Raw genomic sequence first — 14,691 nt, 5'->3', positions numbered from 1 at the left:
ATGATCAAATCGAGGTTGGCGTTCATCGAATCAAAACGCCCGCGATAGGCTGCTTCGACAAATCGTTCGGCGTCGAGGTGCGAGAGTAGGGTGAGCCCATTGCCTTGAGCTGTCTCAGCATCGAACGCGGCTTTTGCCTCAGCGGCGAGCTTGCAATCGCTTGACGGCAAAGCTGTTCTGTTACCTTGGGAAAAGTGGAAAGCGTGATCAAGCACCAACGTGGCATCAGAGTCGCGCGGTGGGCCTTCCATCGCAGCAACGGGCAGCATGGTTGCCAAGAGCAGCGGGAATGCGACCGCCACGGACATCGATTGCTGTTTTGACTTTAGCGACACCCTCTTCGCTATGACTGATCTCGCCCCTCGCTCACCACCGTGGAGCGGGGCAATGCGCGAGATTGGCATACCAAAAGTGGGAACCGACGAAGACATCACGGGCGTCTCTTTCAGACTATTATGTACCTTTAGTGCCTGGATTTCGGACCGGCAAGGGTTGTTTGTCTCCAGTGCATGGACGTCCGCGCCCTGGTGGGTTTCAACTTGCGCAGGTTGCGTATCGCTCACGAACTCTCGCAGGAGGGTGTCGGGCTCATGGCAGGCTTCGAGCCCTCGTATGTCGGTCGGATTGAGCGGGGGACTGAGAACGTCACCGTTGGCACACTTGATCGGCTTGCGACCGTGCTGCAGGTGCCTGTTTCTGCATTTTTCACTGTGCCCGCGGAGGGTGAGGCCAAGCCCTTGGTGCTGAAACCCGGCCGTAAGCGAAAGACCAGCAGCGCAGCTAAGCAATGAAAGGGGCATCAAAATTCCGCTCCCAGCATGATCGTCAGCACCCGGATGGTCACGGCTGGGATTGCGGGATCAGGCGAATAGGCTGTCAGCGTGCGATCGTAGTAGTCGATCTTCCAGCAGGCGCAGGTCGCATCGGTTCTAACGACGCCGAAATCGTGTTCGTCGAAGGGATCGTTGGCGCCATCGAACGCCGCAAATGACCGGATCGCGGCAAAGATGCTGGCCTGAACAGCCGCTGGTAAGGCTGCAACCCCGGCCGTGATCATGACCCGCCCCCCGTCGCCTTGGCAGCGAAGCCGATCGTTGAGTTGTCGGATCCGGTCGGCCCGAGCCCCTTGAACCAAGTCCGCACTGAACACGTCGCGCCTTCGGCTGATGTCACTTTGCGCTTTGGTCAGTGTCATTGTCCTGCCTCCTCGCTTTGCTGCGCCTGGGGGTGGAGCAACGCCAGCTCGTGGGTGTGTCGTGCGAAAGGCGGGTAATCTGAATAGTCGCGCCAAATGAGGATATGAAGTCCGTCCGGCTGCGTCTCGGTGACGACGGCATCGCACCAGCCGTCTTCAGGCTGATCGATAGCCAGAACCACACTGCCTGGGCGAATGCGGGTCCAATCCTCCGGGTAGTTCAGGATCAGTGGCGCTGTCTCCGATATATCCTTCACGGCATCGGCATTGTTGGCTTCCCGTTGCGGAAGCACGACCTCATTCGGGTTGACCCCGCCAAAGCCGCATAGTTCGTCATACAGCGCCCTTTTAACAAAGGGCACGAAGGCCTTGCCGCTGGCGAAAACCCGCCCCTTGGGCAGCTTTTGGGCCGCGATGTGATGCTCGGGGCGGTCGAGCTGCAACACATGCAGGCCCATCAAGCTAGCCGCCTTTCGCGCCAGGTCGGCATCGGCCTGGCCAAACACCGAGGCATGCGCCTTGCGGCTTTCGTCGAGCCCGAACACGGCGATGTGGGGCGGGCTGTCAGGCAGGGTCACTGCCGAGGTTTGGTCGTTCATCAGTATCTCCAGAAAAGAAGAAGGCCCCGGAGGGGGCCTGGAAAGGTTGCGCGGTGGAGTTTTCGTTTGGGCGCCATTGGCCTAGTGGCAACGAAGTCTTGTGCGCTCATGGTTCGCGCCTCGATGGGGCTGCAATCATCGCAGCCTTACGTAGGGTAATACACTCTGTGGTTGAATGTCAAGCGACCTTAGCTCTCAAAGGACCTTCTTGAAAGCAGCATCTGCATTGACGGCCTTCCCGCCTATCCATCGTTCTGCCAAACCGGTCATCCGCTGAGGCGCTACGACTCCCAGTTCCGCAAGATGGCAACGGAGGGCATTGATCAACATGGTGCGCTGCTTGACCAGACCCTCAAAGGTCTCACCGCTACGAAGCCATCTGCAAACAATGGACATCAGAACCAGGACGGTTCAGACACAACCCAATTCATCAGATGCTGGAACTGAACACCTAGAGAATTTAAAAGGCTCACAATCAAGGAAACTTCGGTGCCAGTTGACGCTGGCCATGACGGCGAGCGTTGCAGATCAGCCGTGGAGCATGGAAGATGTGGCCGAGATGGTTGAGGCTGGGATGTCGAACCCGCTGAAGCGTGGCCCGTACAAGAATGCGACTACCTTGGGGTGAGGCTTGATGGCAGAACTGGTGAAGTTTGAGGACCGCGCACCATCCGCTCAAACGGCGGTAGATGTCTTTCGCGATCGTTGGGCTTGCGATCTGCGTCCTCTCCTTGGCGTTGATGGCACCGGCTCAAATCTACTTTTTACACATGACGAGCGGCCCGCCATCTCGGCGAGGGCATTGGGTCTGACCGACTTTGCGGGACTGCACATTCTCGAAATCGGACCCTTGGAAGCAGCTCACACCTACCGTTTGGAGCAGATGGGCGCTGCAAGCGTCACCTGCGTCGAGGCAAGTGCCGAGGCGTGGCTCAAATGCCTTGTCGTGAAAGAGCTACTTGGTCTGAACCGGTCGAAGTTCTTGCTCGGCGATGCCATGGGTTTTCTTGAGGCTGAGCTTCGCCGCTTCGATGTCGTGTTCTGCTCGGGCGTTCTCTATCACATGTCCGATCCGATCCGGCTCATTCGCGCCATAGCGGGGGCAAGTGACCGCTGCTTCGTCTGGACCCACGTCTACCATCCCGATCGGCATCCTGTTCCGTTTGAGGCGTCGTCTGTCGAACGCGAGGGAGTCACATTCGACTACTGGACGCACCGATATGGCTCGAAAGAAGCGCTCCACTGGGGCGGCATCGATCCGACTGCGGCATGGTTGACGAAAGAGGACGTGTTGCGCGCCTTTTCGGCCTGTGGGCTTTCGGCCGTCAACTTCATCGAGGATCAGGCCAACCATCCGAACGGCCCGGCCATCATGTTCACCGCGAGTCGGCCGTGAACAAATCCAAGTCGAGACACTACCGAATTTCCAGCCACCTGCATTCTCGCATGCGTCGATGTGCGGGCGTCGATGTGCGGGCGTCGATCAGGTAGTTGGTTGTTCGCAAATCCTGGATAAGATCTGGAGTGGGCCCCGGTGCCGGACAGGATCATCGGTTGGTATCCCCCCATGCCGGTCTTCCGAAAGAAGGCCCATAGCGAAGCACCGAACACACAGCATCGATTTCAAGCGGCAGGTCGTGCAGGACCACTTGGCCGGGGAGAGCCTTCACGGGCTTGCCAAGCGCCAAGATCTTTTGAGCTGGAGTTTCTAAAGGGGGCTTCGCGTGCCGCACCCGGCCCAGAAACGCCGCGACGTCCACCATCATCGCCCCTCGGCTATCTCAGCCCCAAGCAGTTTGAGGATCAACTCCCCTGGCAGAGCGTCAAATCAGCAGCCTGAACTCGTCCGGCGCCAGGGACCCACTCCACCCACCGCCGTTCAGACAAACGGAGCCACCTCTGGTTACGGCTTCGAATAGGTGCGGTCCAGGAACTCTCGTGTGATGGCATTTCGTCGTGCCACCGGTGCGGAGAGTTCGGCGGCTAACTCCGATAGAAGATCCGCATAAGCCCGGACATTGCGGTGGACGACAGCATGCGAGTTTGAATTCACGATCGACACACCGACGTTCGGCAGGTCCCACACATGCAAACCATGAAAATAATCCATCCAGAAGTGAGCGTGAACGGGGTTGTCGGCTTCGCCGACGGCCATGACAATTGTGGTGGACGCATGCGGATCTGACGCTTCGATCAGTCTCGCTCGCACATCAATGAGATCGTCCGGCGTTGCAAGGGGGCGGATACCGGCGAAGTGAACCTTCGTTTTTACCGCCGAATCCGAACGCGTTTGTGGCGCGCAGGCAACCACGGTCGACCCTGGGAAATAAGTGGAAGCTACCAGGGCGGCATATGCGCCAGATGACTGTCCAAAGAAGAGTGCGGGCTTGTTGCCGATCTCGTCTTTCAAGAACATTTGGCAGAACACACTGAGTTCAGGAATCAGGCACGAACCCTGATACCAGCCACTTTCAGGATCCTGCACATACACGACCTTACATTTCAGGGTCTGGGCAGCGGACAGCATATGAAACCGTTCGAGATTACCAGCAAAAATAACTACAGTGCGATCGCATTCAATTTCGCCCTCGATCACCACACAACCGAGTTTGTCAGCGCGCTCATTGAATTCAGTAATAAGACTACGAAGCTCTTCGGCAGGCAGATCGATCATCCGAATAGAATGACGCTCAGCGCGAACATGCATGAGGTCGGGGAGTGCAGGAATTATATGCCTAGAAGGGTACAACAGTAATGACATCTGATTGAGCCATGATCTCATACGAGAAAGCATTTGCTGAAGAACTCCGACACATTTCCGGTGGCAGCTAGGCGATGAGACAATGGCGCGGACCACCTAGCAACACGGTCTCGTCTGATAACGAGTGGCCACAAAATTAGTCATCCGGGTCACGGGCGCCGGCATTTCTATTGTGGCGGTTCAGCCACCATCCTTCGCTCACATCGCGGCCTGACTTAAAAAACTGACGACGGACATTCCCCTGGCGATGCTCACGGGAGAACTGGTCCGTTCCGCGCCTTTCACCTTACGCAGTTGTCGCCTCTCCTAAACAAAAGCACACATGAGGTCCAATTTGAACGGAACTAATTCCCGTCCACGAGTTGCACGATGTGGCGCAGCTTGTCGGCATCGTCCCTGGGCCGAAGCAGGCCGATAAATTCGACCAGGGTCATTCCCGTATCGGTCGGCTCAGTGAGGAAAAATTTTGCCACGTGTCGCGACAGGACGGAAGCCGTTGCGGCCTCCGGAAATTGACCGCAATCGGCGACAGAAAGATCGATGACCCGCCGTTGGGGGTCGACCGCCGGCTGGGTGCCAGCATAGCAGAACGGGGCGGCATGTTCCCGTACCAGTCTCAGAGGACCTGAAACGGGACCGCCGGTCGGCATGGTCGCGACCGAAGCGCCGAGGCTGCGCGTGTCGACGGGCGCTTTCTCCGTCGACCGGTCGAGGCCGAGTTCAGCGAGGTATAGGTCGTAGCGTGTGGGCGCATTCCGAAAGCGGTCGAGCACAGCCGTCCCCTTATCGGCATGGTTCCAGGCCAGATATTCGTCGAGTGCCGTTTTAAGCTGAAGCCCCGTGCCGCCGATCGGCGGCGTGATCTTCCAATCGCCGATACCTTGGTCCCAGAGCCCGTTCAGACGAAGCCCTTCGTAGGCTGTGTCGCGTGGGAGATGATAGGGCGGATTGATGTCGCCGCCTTGCGGCGGCGAATTGCAGGTCGCGAGATGACGCCCCTGGATAATGTCAGGTGCCGGTGGATAGATTGCGAGATCGGGGGCGATCGGACCGCTCCGCCCGACATAACGGTCGAAACGGACGTTGACGGCCTCATCGAATTCAAGAGGGCTGATGTTGCGCCGCAGGCGGAGCCCGTCAGCGTAGCAGAATTGCGGGGCGTTGCTGGCAAGATCACGCAGGGCTTGGCGTCCGCCCTCGGCATCCGGCCGGTCGAGCAAGGCGATCGAACCGGCAACGATGTTGCCGTCCATGCGCAGAAGATATTGCTGGCCGGGACGCGCTTGGGCCGCGAAAGCGGCGGGGTCGGGCTGGCACAGGACAGCCGGCGTGACGTCACAGGCGTAATACTGCGACTCGGCGATGGCGCGCCGTTCGAGCGGCGCGGCGCGCGCGCCGACGAGTTGGAGGAAACTCGTCGTGAGCGAGGCTTCCGAAGCTCTCACTTCGACGAATTGCGCCTCCACTCCAGCACTGTCCGACAAAGAGAAGCCGGGGGATTGACGCAAATCAGCGAGACGTCTCGCGAAGCGGAACGAAAGGCGCGGGCGCGCGTCGCCGCGCCAGTCCGCTGCCGATTTGTTCAAGAGCGCAAGGGCCGCCGCGCGCGCTTGTGGAATGGCATCGGTCGATCGATCGAGACGATCTGCCGCCGCCAGAGCCGCCGCATCTGCGATATTGGCCGTGTCGGTATCGAGCGACATCAGCCTGATGCCGTCCAGCGCGAGGCCGATCAGGCCAAGAATGGCCGGAATCGCGATGGCCAGGAACACCAGAACGAACCCCGCTTCATTTTTGAGAAGCCGATGAGGCCGCGCGCGCCGAGTGGCGTCGTTGAAGCGCAAGCTGACACATCGAAGACCGAAGCACCAAGCCATCAGCGCGTCAGCAGGTCTTCGCCCGGCACGCCTGCCGAAGCCGTGATCGGCAGCGTGTCGCCCCAGAGTTCGCCGAGGAACAGAGGCTTGTAATGCAGCCCCACGAGACTCACCCGGACATCGACTTGAACCGGAACGGGCCGCGCGACATAGCCAAAACCATTTGTCGTATAGGTGATCTGGAGATTCTCGGGCCGCAGATCCGGCATCACGGCCTGCATAGCGCTCAGAATGGGTCCGAGGCGTCTCGCAACAAAGCGGAAGCGGCACGCATCACCTGTGCAATGGCAGCCCGCCTCAAAATCGCAACGCACTTGGAAGGTGGGACAAAGGGTGCGCTGTCCTGGCGGGGGGAAGCATCGCGCGCCGGGCGGCAAACCGTACCAATAGGTGGCACTCTCGGCCGGATCGAGCCCAGGCCCGACCGCAACAGCATCCGACAGGATCGCACGGCGCGCCCCAAGCTGGACGGCCTTGAGGGCGAGGCTTTTGGTCCAGAAATAGAGGCTGACGTCCGTGAGCCCGAAAACCAGGAGCAGCAGGACCGGCAGGACAAGCGCGGCCTCAAGCAAAGCCGCACCCTCCTGATTTGACGCGATATCACTCGGCAATCCGCTGCTCCTGGTGCACCGCGCTCAGCGTGAGAAGCGGTCCGAGCCCGACGAACCGCAGCATGTCGCTGTCGAGCGTTAAACGCGCCTGCATGGTCACAGTGGGGGATCCGGGCTCCCATTGCGCTGCGACACTGATGGCCGCCGGCAGGAGGCCGGTGTTTTCTACGATTGCGTTGCGTGTCATGGCCACGGCGCGGGCCGCCCCCGGCGTGCAGATGTTGAGGCAGGTCGGATCCGGCACGCGTGCGAGGGTGCGCGCACCGCCGCGCACGGCTTCGATCATGGCCTCCCGGAACAGAAGTGCGCGCCCGAGTTCGAAGGCGGCGCCGAGCAGCGCCAGTAGAATCGGCAGCACAAGGACGAACTCCAGAATAGCGGCGCCCTCCTGACAATCCGCAAGATTTCGCATGGTCTTCGCACGGACGACGCCAGAAGGTGAGCGCAAGGCTGGCTGCTCCATCTCAATGAGGGAGCGTGGCCATCACCTTGAGGACGGCCGGTGCCAGTACGGCAATCAGCACGACCGGAAAGATGAACAGGCCTAACGGCAATGTGAGTTTCGGAGGCAGCGCCGCCGCCTTTTCTTCGGCGTTCGACAGGCGTTTGTCCCGCATCTCGTCGGAGAACACCGTCAGCGCCTGCGCGACATCGGTGCCGAGTTCGATCGTCTGCTGCAGCAGGGCCACGAAGGACCGCGCTTCCGGCAAGCCGAGCCGGTCGGCCAGGGCCTTCAGCGCATCGCCGGTGCTCTTTCCGGCCCTCATCTCTCCAGCCATAAGTTCGAGATTGGCGTAAAAGGCGGCCGCCTCTTCGTCTAGTTCGCGCCCGGCGCGGTCGAGAGCCGCTTCCAGGCTCAGACCCGCGTTGACGCACACGACCAGCATGTCGAGGAAGTCGGGGAACACGAGGCGGTAGCGGTTCTCCAGATGCCGTTGCCGGCGGCTGAGATAAGCTGGCGGGAGATAATAGGCCACCGCGAGGAGGATGCCGACCAGCGCGACCCGTTCCGTCACGCCCCAGCTCGCGGCGGTGAAAAGTGCGACGAACAGCCCTATCAGGGGCAGCGCGATCAGGAAGGCAATCCTGATGACGGCATAAGCCGGCATAGCCGACGTGCTGAAAAACCCCGCACGCATCAGCGTGACCCGCAGCTCCCGCTGCGCGGCGGCATCGAGCCCGAGGCGTCCAGGATCGATGCCCGTCCAGGATCTCTCCCGCTCCACCAAGTCGACGTCCGCCCGTGCTCCCACAATCGACGCCGTGCTGAACCGCCGGCGCCGACGCGCGCGCTGTTCGACCGTCCGGATGGCCACCAGGGTGATAATCGTCACGCAGACGAAAATCAGCCCGGTGATGAGGAAGAGCTGATCCGCGATACCCGGCATGTCACACCTTGAAGTTCACTAGGCGGTAGATGACGAGATTACCGACGAGCAAAAGCGCGATGCTGATCGCCAGAAGTGGTCGTGCGGCGGCGCTATTCCAAAAATCCGCGTAGTAGGATGCGCTCACGAGGTTGATGATGCCGAATAACGCAACTGGGAGAACACTCAGCGCATAGCCGCTGAACCGGCCTTCCGCCGACAGGGCCCGCACGCGGCGGCCGAGGCGGAAGCGATCACGCAGCATGCGCGACAATCGAGACAGGATCTCGCCGAGGTTGCCGCCCGTCTGATGTGCGATAGCGGTCGAGGCCACGAAAAACCTGAGTTCAGGGTAGCCGACGCGGTCGGACAGATGTTCCAGCGCCTCACTGAGGCTTCGGCCGTAATTGACCTCGTCGACCACGAGCGCGAACTCGTGCCCAGCCGGGTGCGGGGTCTCACGCGCAACGAGATTCAACGCCACCGCGAGCGGATGACCTGCACGCAGGCTACGCACGATGACGTCGATCACATCCGGCAATTGCTCGCCGAAGCGGGCGATCCGCCGGGCCCGTTTGATGCGAAGCCATCCTTCGATGAGACTGATCGCGACTGCGGTGGCCAGCAGAGCGCGCAGAGCGCCGGAGGCTGGAACGGGCAACAGCAGCGACATCACCAGCGTCAGCCCGAGCCCCATTAGGGCGATGGTCGACCAAGCCAGCTGCGTTCCCGACTGCACGATAAGCTGGTTGGCATGCCGGGCGAGGAAAGACTGGCTCCAGCGGGTCGATCGCCGCCGCAGTTCCTCCAGGCTTGCTGGGTTGCCCGCCGCCTCCAGCGACGCAAAGCGCTTTTGCTTCTGCCGGCGGAGGCTCCTGGCGGTTCCCAATCCTTGCTGCAATTGCTGAATTGCGACGGCAACCAGGATGAAGATCAGAAGGTAGAGAGCCCAGGGCTCGTTCCCGTCGGACACTACAAGCTCGTGCGCGGATCGAAGGCCTGAGCCGGCAGATCGATCCCCTGCGCCTTCAGCTCGCCAATGAATTTCGGCCGCACCCCGGCGGCTCGAAACTGACCGACGATCTGATTGCTGGAGTCGATGCCCTCGCGCACAAAACTGTAGATCTCTTGCATCTGGATCATGTCGCCCTCCATGCCGGTGATCTCGGCCAGGCTGGTGATCCGCCGCCGGCCGTCGGTCATGCGCTGCAGCTGTAGAACGAGCTGGATTCCTGATGCGATCTGATTGCGGATCGAGACCAGCGACATCGAGGCCGCCGCCATCCCGATCATCTGCTCGATGCGGCTCAAAGCGTCACGCGGCGTATTGGCATGGACCGTGGTCATCGATCCTTCGTGTCCGGTATTCATCGCCTGGAGCATGTCGAAGGCTTCCTCACCGCGGCACTCCCCTAGGATGATCCGGTCGGGCCGCATTCGCAACGCGTTCTTCAACAGTTCGCGCTGCCGGATCTCGCCCCGGCCCTCAACGCTCGGCGGCCGCGTCTCGAGTCGCGCCACATGAGGCTGCTGCAGTTGCAGTTCGGCCGCATCCTCGATGGTAATCAGGCGCTCGCGCGGCGAGATGTAGGACGACAACGCGTTCAACATGGTGGTCTTGCCGGAGCCCGTGCCGCCGGACACGATGATGGAGATGCGGCCTCTCACCGCCGCCTTCAGCACCTCAGCCATCAAGGGTCGCAAGGCCCCGAGTTCGACCAGCCGATCCATGGAAATCGGACGTTTTGCGAATTTGCGGATCGACACGAGCGGACCGTCCACGGCCACGGGGCGGATCGCGACGTTGACGCGCGACCCGTCAGGTAAACGGGCGTCCACCATGGGCGAGGACTCGTCGACGCGGCGGCCGACCGCCGAGACCATCTTGTTGACGATGCGGAGCAGGTGGGCCTCATCCTTAAATCGAACTCGCGTCAGCTCGAGCTGCCCATTCCGCTCCACGTAGACCGACATATGTGCATTGACCAGAATGTCGGTCACGGTCGGATCCTTGAGGAGCGGTTCGATGGGGCCCAGCCCGACCATCTCGTCCAGGACCTCGGCCGCGAAGGCTTCGAGCTCTCGCTGATTGAGTGCCAAACGTTCACGTGATGCATGTTCGGCTACGAAGCGTCCCACCTGACGCGCGAGATCGTCCGCGGAAATGCGATCGATAAGCGCGAGGTTGAATTCATCAATGATCCGGCCGTGCAACTCCACCTTGGCATCGACCAGGGATTTGTTGGGCACCTCAAGCTTCGTTGCGACAGACGGGACAGGCAGGCTCGGCCGCTCCGGCTCGGCCGTCGTTTCAATGCGGGGAAGGTCTGGCTGCGTGCGCCAGCGGTCGGACAATCCCGTCCTCACGCCAATGCCTCACGGAGCAGTGGCGTCTTGACCCTCGACTCTTGTGACTGCCCGGTCGCCTTTTCGATCCATACCGCGAGGCATTTGACGTCCTTGACCATTCTGCTCTGGGGCGCCAGCTCGGACAGTGGCTTGCCGATGTCGAGCGCACGGGAGGCGCTTTTACCATCGTGCCGCACGAGAAAGCTTTGACGCTTCGCGAGGGCACGTTCGATTAGCATGCGACGCGATGCCCGTCCGAGCAAATCCGTTTCGACGGCGTTCACCACAACCGCAAGCTTACTGCCCGGCAGCGCTAGACGGTCGATGTGATCAAGTGCGGTGGTGAGCCGCCGCAGCCCGGGCACGCTTTCGGTCCCCGAGATGACCACGGCGTCAGAGCCTTTCAGAAGCGTATCGGTCCAACTCGACCAATGGACCGGAAGGTCGAACAGGATCGCATCGTAGCGGCCGGCGATGGAATCGATGAAGGTGAAGAGCAGTTCGGATTTGACGCCGTCCAGCCCGAGCCGACTCTTCGAGCTGGCGAACACATCCAGGTTTTTCGAATAGCGGCTGGTGAAGATGTCGATCAACTGCTCATCGAGCCGCTCGGGCCGATCCACGATTTCCGAAAGATCGAAGCGGGGTTCCAGGTCCAGCGCATCCGCAACGGTCCCGCCCTGCAGGTTGAGATCCAGAATCGCGATGCGCAACCCGCCCCGTTTGCGGCGTGCGGCCATTAAAACGGCCGTCTCGACCACCAGCGTCGTGTTGCCGACGCCGCCTTTGCTCGGCACGAAGCTTACGATCTTGGCCGCACGCCCGCTGGTGTCCGCGACTGCAAGGCGGGCTACAAGTTCGGGCAACTCGTCCCGGCAATCACGAAGTGTGATCCAGTCCGCAGAGTCGGTCCGCACGAGGCGCTTGTAATCGGCGGGCGCGATCGTGTCGGCGACGTAGACCACGAAGGCTTGGCCATTAAACTCGCGGGCGAAATCCACAACCTCGGTGACCGTGGCCGGCAGCGCCTGGGCGTCGGGCACCAAGACGAGCGGACGCTCCGCTTCCGCAAAAGCGCGATCGAGACGCAACTGCGCAAGACCTTTCGCATAACAGAGCGATAACCTAAGTTCCTTCACCACTGCCGCGAGAGCATGGTGGAGGGGTCCACCCCCTTCGCCAACGATGAAACTTTGCACGTTGTTCGACCTTCGCGGTTCGGTATTTGATCTCCGCAGCTATTCACCCCGGATTTGTCGCATCACTCAGGTTGGTTTCCGAGTTTTCTCATGAGGCGAAGAGTGCTTCTCGAAGGCGGCTCGGCCATGAGCCTCAGCGCTCAGCCGAAACCGTGTAGGCCTCGGTCTTCGCTCCATTCCGAGTAACATTGATGACAGAGCTCGATTTTGGCTGTACGGCGGGCACTTTCACGATGGACTGCGCCGGAATGGGGACTGGAGCGCGAAGGTGCGCTTCGATTTCGGCCATCTTTTGCGCCATCGCTCGATCAGCTTGCGTCCGGGCCGCCTCTTCGGCTGCCTTCATGTCTGCCATCCGTTTTTCGAGATCGGCGATCTTGTCTTGCGCAGCGACCTGATCCCCGCCGAGGTCACCTATCGTAATCCGCCTCGAAGGCTCCTCGTCCACTGCATTGGCTTGTCGCAGAACGAGAGACAGACGGCCGATCTCTTCGGCCAGTATGACTTTCTGCGATTGCATGACGGTTAGCTCAAGTGTGACCGCACGGGCGACCGCTGGCTTGTCCTGCCTTTCATCAGCCAATTGATCGACGGCCAGAACCTTGACGTTCGGCAGGAGCATGTCGGCATAAGCCAAAGTCTCCTGCGAGCCACCCCCGCCACGGGTCGAGATCACATCGACGCGGTCTCCTGGCAGGATGAAACCAGCCACGCCGCGAACCTCATCCACACGAATCGTGACTGCTCGCATACCCTCGTCCAATTGCGTCGCCAGTGTCGCGCGCTGATTCGGTCCTGTGATCCGGGAGGCAAGGACCGGTTCGTTCGGCTGCATTGAAAGCAGTGCGAGCCGACGCCCGTCCTTCACAAGGTCGCTGACCCGTGCGAACGAGCCCTCCAGAGGCGTGGTTGATTTCCACGCGACCTCCTCCAGATTGTCTACGGTCAACGGCATTCCGAAGGGCACAGCTTTTCGGGCCACCACGATCGTCGTCGTCAGCCCGGCTTGGCGCGAAAGCCCTGCGGTGCTAACTACGACCTCGCGAACTAGAAATGCCGCGAGCCCACCGACCAGCAAAGCAATCAGAAGCGAGAATTTTGATGTGAATGTCACTGATCGCAGGAGGCGGAGGGAGACGCTATCTTACAGCTGATTTTGGTGAATTGCGCGTTGACATTGGTTCCGACCGCCGCGACGCCAACGATGGCGACAAGCGCGACGAGCGCGACCAGCAATGCGTATTCAACCATCGCAGCGCCAGATTCGTCTCTGATGAAATTCCGGAGAAATGTTTTCATCACTTGATCACCATTTGCGAGAGGAGGCCAAAACAATGGATTGACCTCGTGCGAAGAGTAAATATTTCTTAAACTCTTTAGGCTATCGGAGGACCTTTGTACAGATTTGTACCATGTGATCCGACGCAATCCGTGCAATCAGCACACCCCTTTCAACCGCCGCGCGACACAAACACGTGATCAAAAGCGTTCCGATCCGAATGAGGCATAGTCAGGCTAACCCTAGGGTGCGGCACGCCGATTCGGTTGATCCCCCGTGCGGACCAAACTTATATTGTTCTCCACCACGGCATTATTTGGGCTCAAGCTCGCCGCCCTTTCGAGTTCCGACAAAGCCCGCTTGCGATCACCCCGAAGATAATACGAGTAGCCGATGTTGTTCATGATCCAGAATGTTTCGCCCCTGAGGCGTATTGCTTCGGCATAGGCACGGTCGGCGAGTTCGAACCGCTTCAGATTGTCGTAAGCAGCGGCCAGACCCACCCAAGCGTCATAGTTTGCTCGATTTTTTTCGACAGCACTCCTAAAGTGCTCCTCCGCCAATCCACTATTTCCGGCCGTGAGGTCCTGACGGCCCAAACGGCTCAGTTCATCGGACGCTAGGGGAGCGGCATCGAGATCAGGTCCCGCACCACTGGCCGATACCGCGTCTGGCGGTGTTTGACAGGCCGACAATGCAAGCAAGCCGCCGAACCCCAAAGTCCTAACTACGCGAAGCATACGCTTCTTCCGGTTCGGATCACCAACCTGTGCTTTTGCATGACGCAGCTTGCACGAGCGGCTAAGCGGAACAGAAACATCTGATCCTTCAATGGAGTGGACGAACCACCGGACGGCCACACGACTGAATGAACCTTTCGACGGCATCGATGTCTGCAGGCCCGAGCGATATGAACAAACGATACACCTTCAGCTGTGTCAACGGGACAGGGTTGGTGCCCAACGAAACGGTTATATCGAGCGCACGCGGTTTCGTCAGCAGCATTTGCCCGATCGTCACAGCGATATCACGCTTCGGCCCAGACTTTTCCGAAACTACAATTTCGGACGGCTTGTTCAACGTGAAGCGAAAAACGGTATTCGTCGGCGCCCTCGGCTGATCAAAGGCGGTGATCGCTCCGTAACCAGTAGTTTGCGATGTGGCGATCGGCGTTGGCAAGGAAAGACGAACTCGCCTGTCTGAATCCGAGCAGGCAATCAGCACCCCCACATCGCCGGCCCGCCCACTAGACCTGGACGTCCGGAGGATAGCGACATCGGTGCCGAATTGCTCAAACGCCCAGCCGTGTGTGCTCACACCGTCACGAGCGCTTGCACTTAGGTCAGGGTTTATCACAGACGCAATTAACGCCAAACGCCAAGTGGCTTTCAGAAGTCGATCACCGTATCGATGATCGCTGATTTCGAGATCAAGTGCCACAATCATGCAAACGA

Annotated in this window: 17 protein-coding genes; 2 read left to right on the top strand and 15 right to left on the bottom strand. The window is 60.1% G+C overall.

The annotated features are described in order from the left end of the window. The coding region (locus tag M8523_RS28865) for a hypothetical protein (RefSeq protein WP_282588335.1) at positions 1-563 on the bottom strand (563 nt) is incomplete at its 3' end. On the opposite strand from M8523_RS28865, the gene M8523_RS28860 reads away from it, so the two are divergent. Then, a complete protein-coding gene (locus tag M8523_RS28860) occupies positions 510-791 on the top strand; it encodes a helix-turn-helix domain-containing protein (RefSeq protein WP_282588330.1) in 282 nt (93 codons plus the stop codon). The two genes, M8523_RS28865 and M8523_RS28860, sit on opposite strands and share 54 nt — an antisense overlap. Before the next feature lie 8 nt (positions 792-799). On the opposite strand, the gene M8523_RS28855 is transcribed toward M8523_RS28860, so the two are convergent. Together M8523_RS28855 and M8523_RS28850 are read right to left on the bottom strand one after the other, a co-directional pair. Next, positions 800-1,195, bottom strand: coding sequence for a DUF3768 domain-containing protein (locus M8523_RS28855; RefSeq protein ID WP_282588329.1), 396 nt, complete (start codon positions 1,193-1,195; stop codon positions 800-802). Further along, positions 1,192-1,794: a hypothetical protein gene (locus M8523_RS28850; RefSeq protein WP_282588328.1), complete on the bottom strand. Its 603-nt coding sequence runs from the start codon at positions 1,792-1,794 to the stop codon at positions 1,192-1,194. Before M8523_RS28850 ends, M8523_RS28855 begins: the two co-directional genes overlap by 4 nt. Positions 1,795-2,596: 802 nt before the next feature. On the opposite strand from M8523_RS28850, the gene M8523_RS28840 reads away from it, so the two are divergent. Beyond that, positions 2,597-3,190, top strand: a complete 594-nt coding sequence (locus M8523_RS28840) for a class I SAM-dependent methyltransferase (protein ID WP_282588327.1) — start codon at positions 2,597-2,599, stop codon at positions 3,188-3,190. Between the two features lie 507 nt (positions 3,191-3,697). Here M8523_RS28840 and M8523_RS28835 read toward each other — a convergent pair. The 12 genes from M8523_RS28835 to M8523_RS28780 form a co-directional block, all read right to left on the bottom strand. Further along, positions 3,698-4,468 (bottom strand): hypothetical protein, encoded by a 771-nt coding sequence (locus tag M8523_RS28835; protein WP_282588326.1) that lies wholly within the window; start codon positions 4,466-4,468, stop codon positions 3,698-3,700. 431 nt (positions 4,469-4,899) lie between these two features. Next, entirely contained in the window at positions 4,900-6,399 is a 1,500-nt protein-coding gene (locus tag M8523_RS28830) for a pilus assembly protein TadG-related protein (RefSeq protein WP_282588325.1), read from the bottom strand. A 32-nt stretch (positions 6,400-6,431) separates the two neighbouring features. Continuing rightward, entirely contained in the window at positions 6,432-7,043 is a 612-nt protein-coding gene (locus M8523_RS28825) for a TadE/TadG family type IV pilus assembly protein (protein ID WP_282588324.1), read from the bottom strand. Then, positions 7,033-7,491 (bottom strand): TadE/TadG family type IV pilus assembly protein, encoded by a 459-nt coding sequence (locus M8523_RS28820; RefSeq protein ID WP_282588323.1) that lies wholly within the window; start codon positions 7,489-7,491, stop codon positions 7,033-7,035. Before M8523_RS28820 ends, M8523_RS28825 begins: the two co-directional genes overlap by 11 nt. 16 nt (positions 7,492-7,507) lie before the next feature. Then, positions 7,508-8,431: a type II secretion system F family protein gene (locus M8523_RS28815; protein ID WP_282588322.1), complete on the bottom strand. Its 924-nt coding sequence runs from the start codon at positions 8,429-8,431 to the stop codon at positions 7,508-7,510. A 1-nt stretch (position 8,432) separates the two neighbouring features. Next, positions 8,433-9,383, bottom strand: a complete 951-nt coding sequence (locus M8523_RS28810; protein ID WP_282588321.1) for a type II secretion system F family protein — start codon at positions 9,381-9,383, stop codon at positions 8,433-8,435. Continuing rightward, a complete protein-coding gene (locus tag M8523_RS28805; protein ID WP_428351540.1) occupies positions 9,383-10,726 on the bottom strand; it encodes a TadA family conjugal transfer-associated ATPase in 1,344 nt (447 codons plus the stop codon). The genes M8523_RS28810 and M8523_RS28805 overlap by 1 nt, the downstream gene beginning before the upstream one ends. A 47-nt stretch (positions 10,727-10,773) precedes the next feature. After that, the gene (locus M8523_RS28800; protein ID WP_282588320.1) at positions 10,774-11,958 is read right to left on the bottom strand and encodes a CpaE/TadZ family protein; all 1,185 of its coding nucleotides are present in this window, start codon (positions 11,956-11,958) and stop codon (positions 10,774-10,776) included. Positions 11,959-12,091: 133 nt separating this feature from the next. Then, entirely contained in the window at positions 12,092-13,072 is a 981-nt protein-coding gene (cpaB, locus tag M8523_RS28795) for a Flp pilus assembly protein CpaB (protein ID WP_282588319.1), read from the bottom strand. Next, complete coding sequence (locus M8523_RS28790) at positions 13,069-13,209, bottom strand: Flp family type IVb pilin (protein WP_282588318.1); 141 nt, start codon at positions 13,207-13,209, stop codon at positions 13,069-13,071. Before M8523_RS28790 ends, cpaB begins: the two co-directional genes overlap by 4 nt. A gap of 270 nt (positions 13,210-13,479) precedes the next feature. Continuing rightward, positions 13,480-14,124 (bottom strand): tetratricopeptide repeat protein, encoded by a 645-nt coding sequence (locus M8523_RS28785; RefSeq protein WP_282588317.1) that lies wholly within the window; start codon positions 14,122-14,124, stop codon positions 13,480-13,482. Further along, positions 14,066-14,683, bottom strand: a complete 618-nt coding sequence (locus M8523_RS28780) for a hypothetical protein (protein ID WP_282588316.1) — start codon at positions 14,681-14,683, stop codon at positions 14,066-14,068. Before M8523_RS28780 ends, M8523_RS28785 begins: the two co-directional genes overlap by 59 nt. Positions 14,684-14,691: the final 8 nt, after the last annotated feature.

The sequence above is a fragment of the Lichenifustis flavocetrariae genome (assembly GCF_026130545.1).
GTDB classification, from domain to species: domain Bacteria; phylum Pseudomonadota; class Alphaproteobacteria; order Rhizobiales; family Beijerinckiaceae; genus Lichenihabitans; species Lichenihabitans flavocetrariae.
The sequence above is the reverse complement of the archived record's forward strand: the minus strand, read 5'-3'. Positions and strand labels throughout refer to the sequence as shown.

Bases quoted from the DNA above. Each gene is read 5' to 3' on its own strand.
- M8523_RS28815 (WP_282588322.1), bottom strand. From the start codon at position 8,431: ATGCCGGGTATCGCGGATCAGCTCTTCCTCATCACCGGGCTGATTTTC.
- M8523_RS28790 (WP_282588318.1), bottom strand. From the start codon at position 13,209: ATGGTTGAATACGCATTGCTGGTCGCGCTCGTCGCGCTTGTCGCCATC.
- M8523_RS28785 (WP_282588317.1), bottom strand. From the start codon at position 14,124: ATGCCGTCGAAAGGTTCATTCAGTCGTGTGGCCGTCCGGTGGTTCGTC.
- M8523_RS28850 (WP_282588328.1), bottom strand. From the start codon at position 1,794: ATGAACGACCAAACCTCGGCAGTGACCCTGCCTGACAGCCCGCCCCAC.
- M8523_RS28835 (WP_282588326.1), bottom strand. From the start codon at position 4,468: ATGATCGATCTGCCTGCCGAAGAGCTTCGTAGTCTTATTACTGAATTC.
- M8523_RS28855 (WP_282588329.1), bottom strand. From the start codon at position 1,195: ATGACACTGACCAAAGCGCAAAGTGACATCAGCCGAAGGCGCGACGTG.
- M8523_RS28780 (WP_282588316.1), bottom strand. From the start codon at position 14,683: ATGATTGTGGCACTTGATCTCGAAATCAGCGATCATCGATACGGTGAT.
- M8523_RS28860 (WP_282588330.1), top strand. From the start codon at position 510: ATGGACGTCCGCGCCCTGGTGGGTTTCAACTTGCGCAGGTTGCGTATC.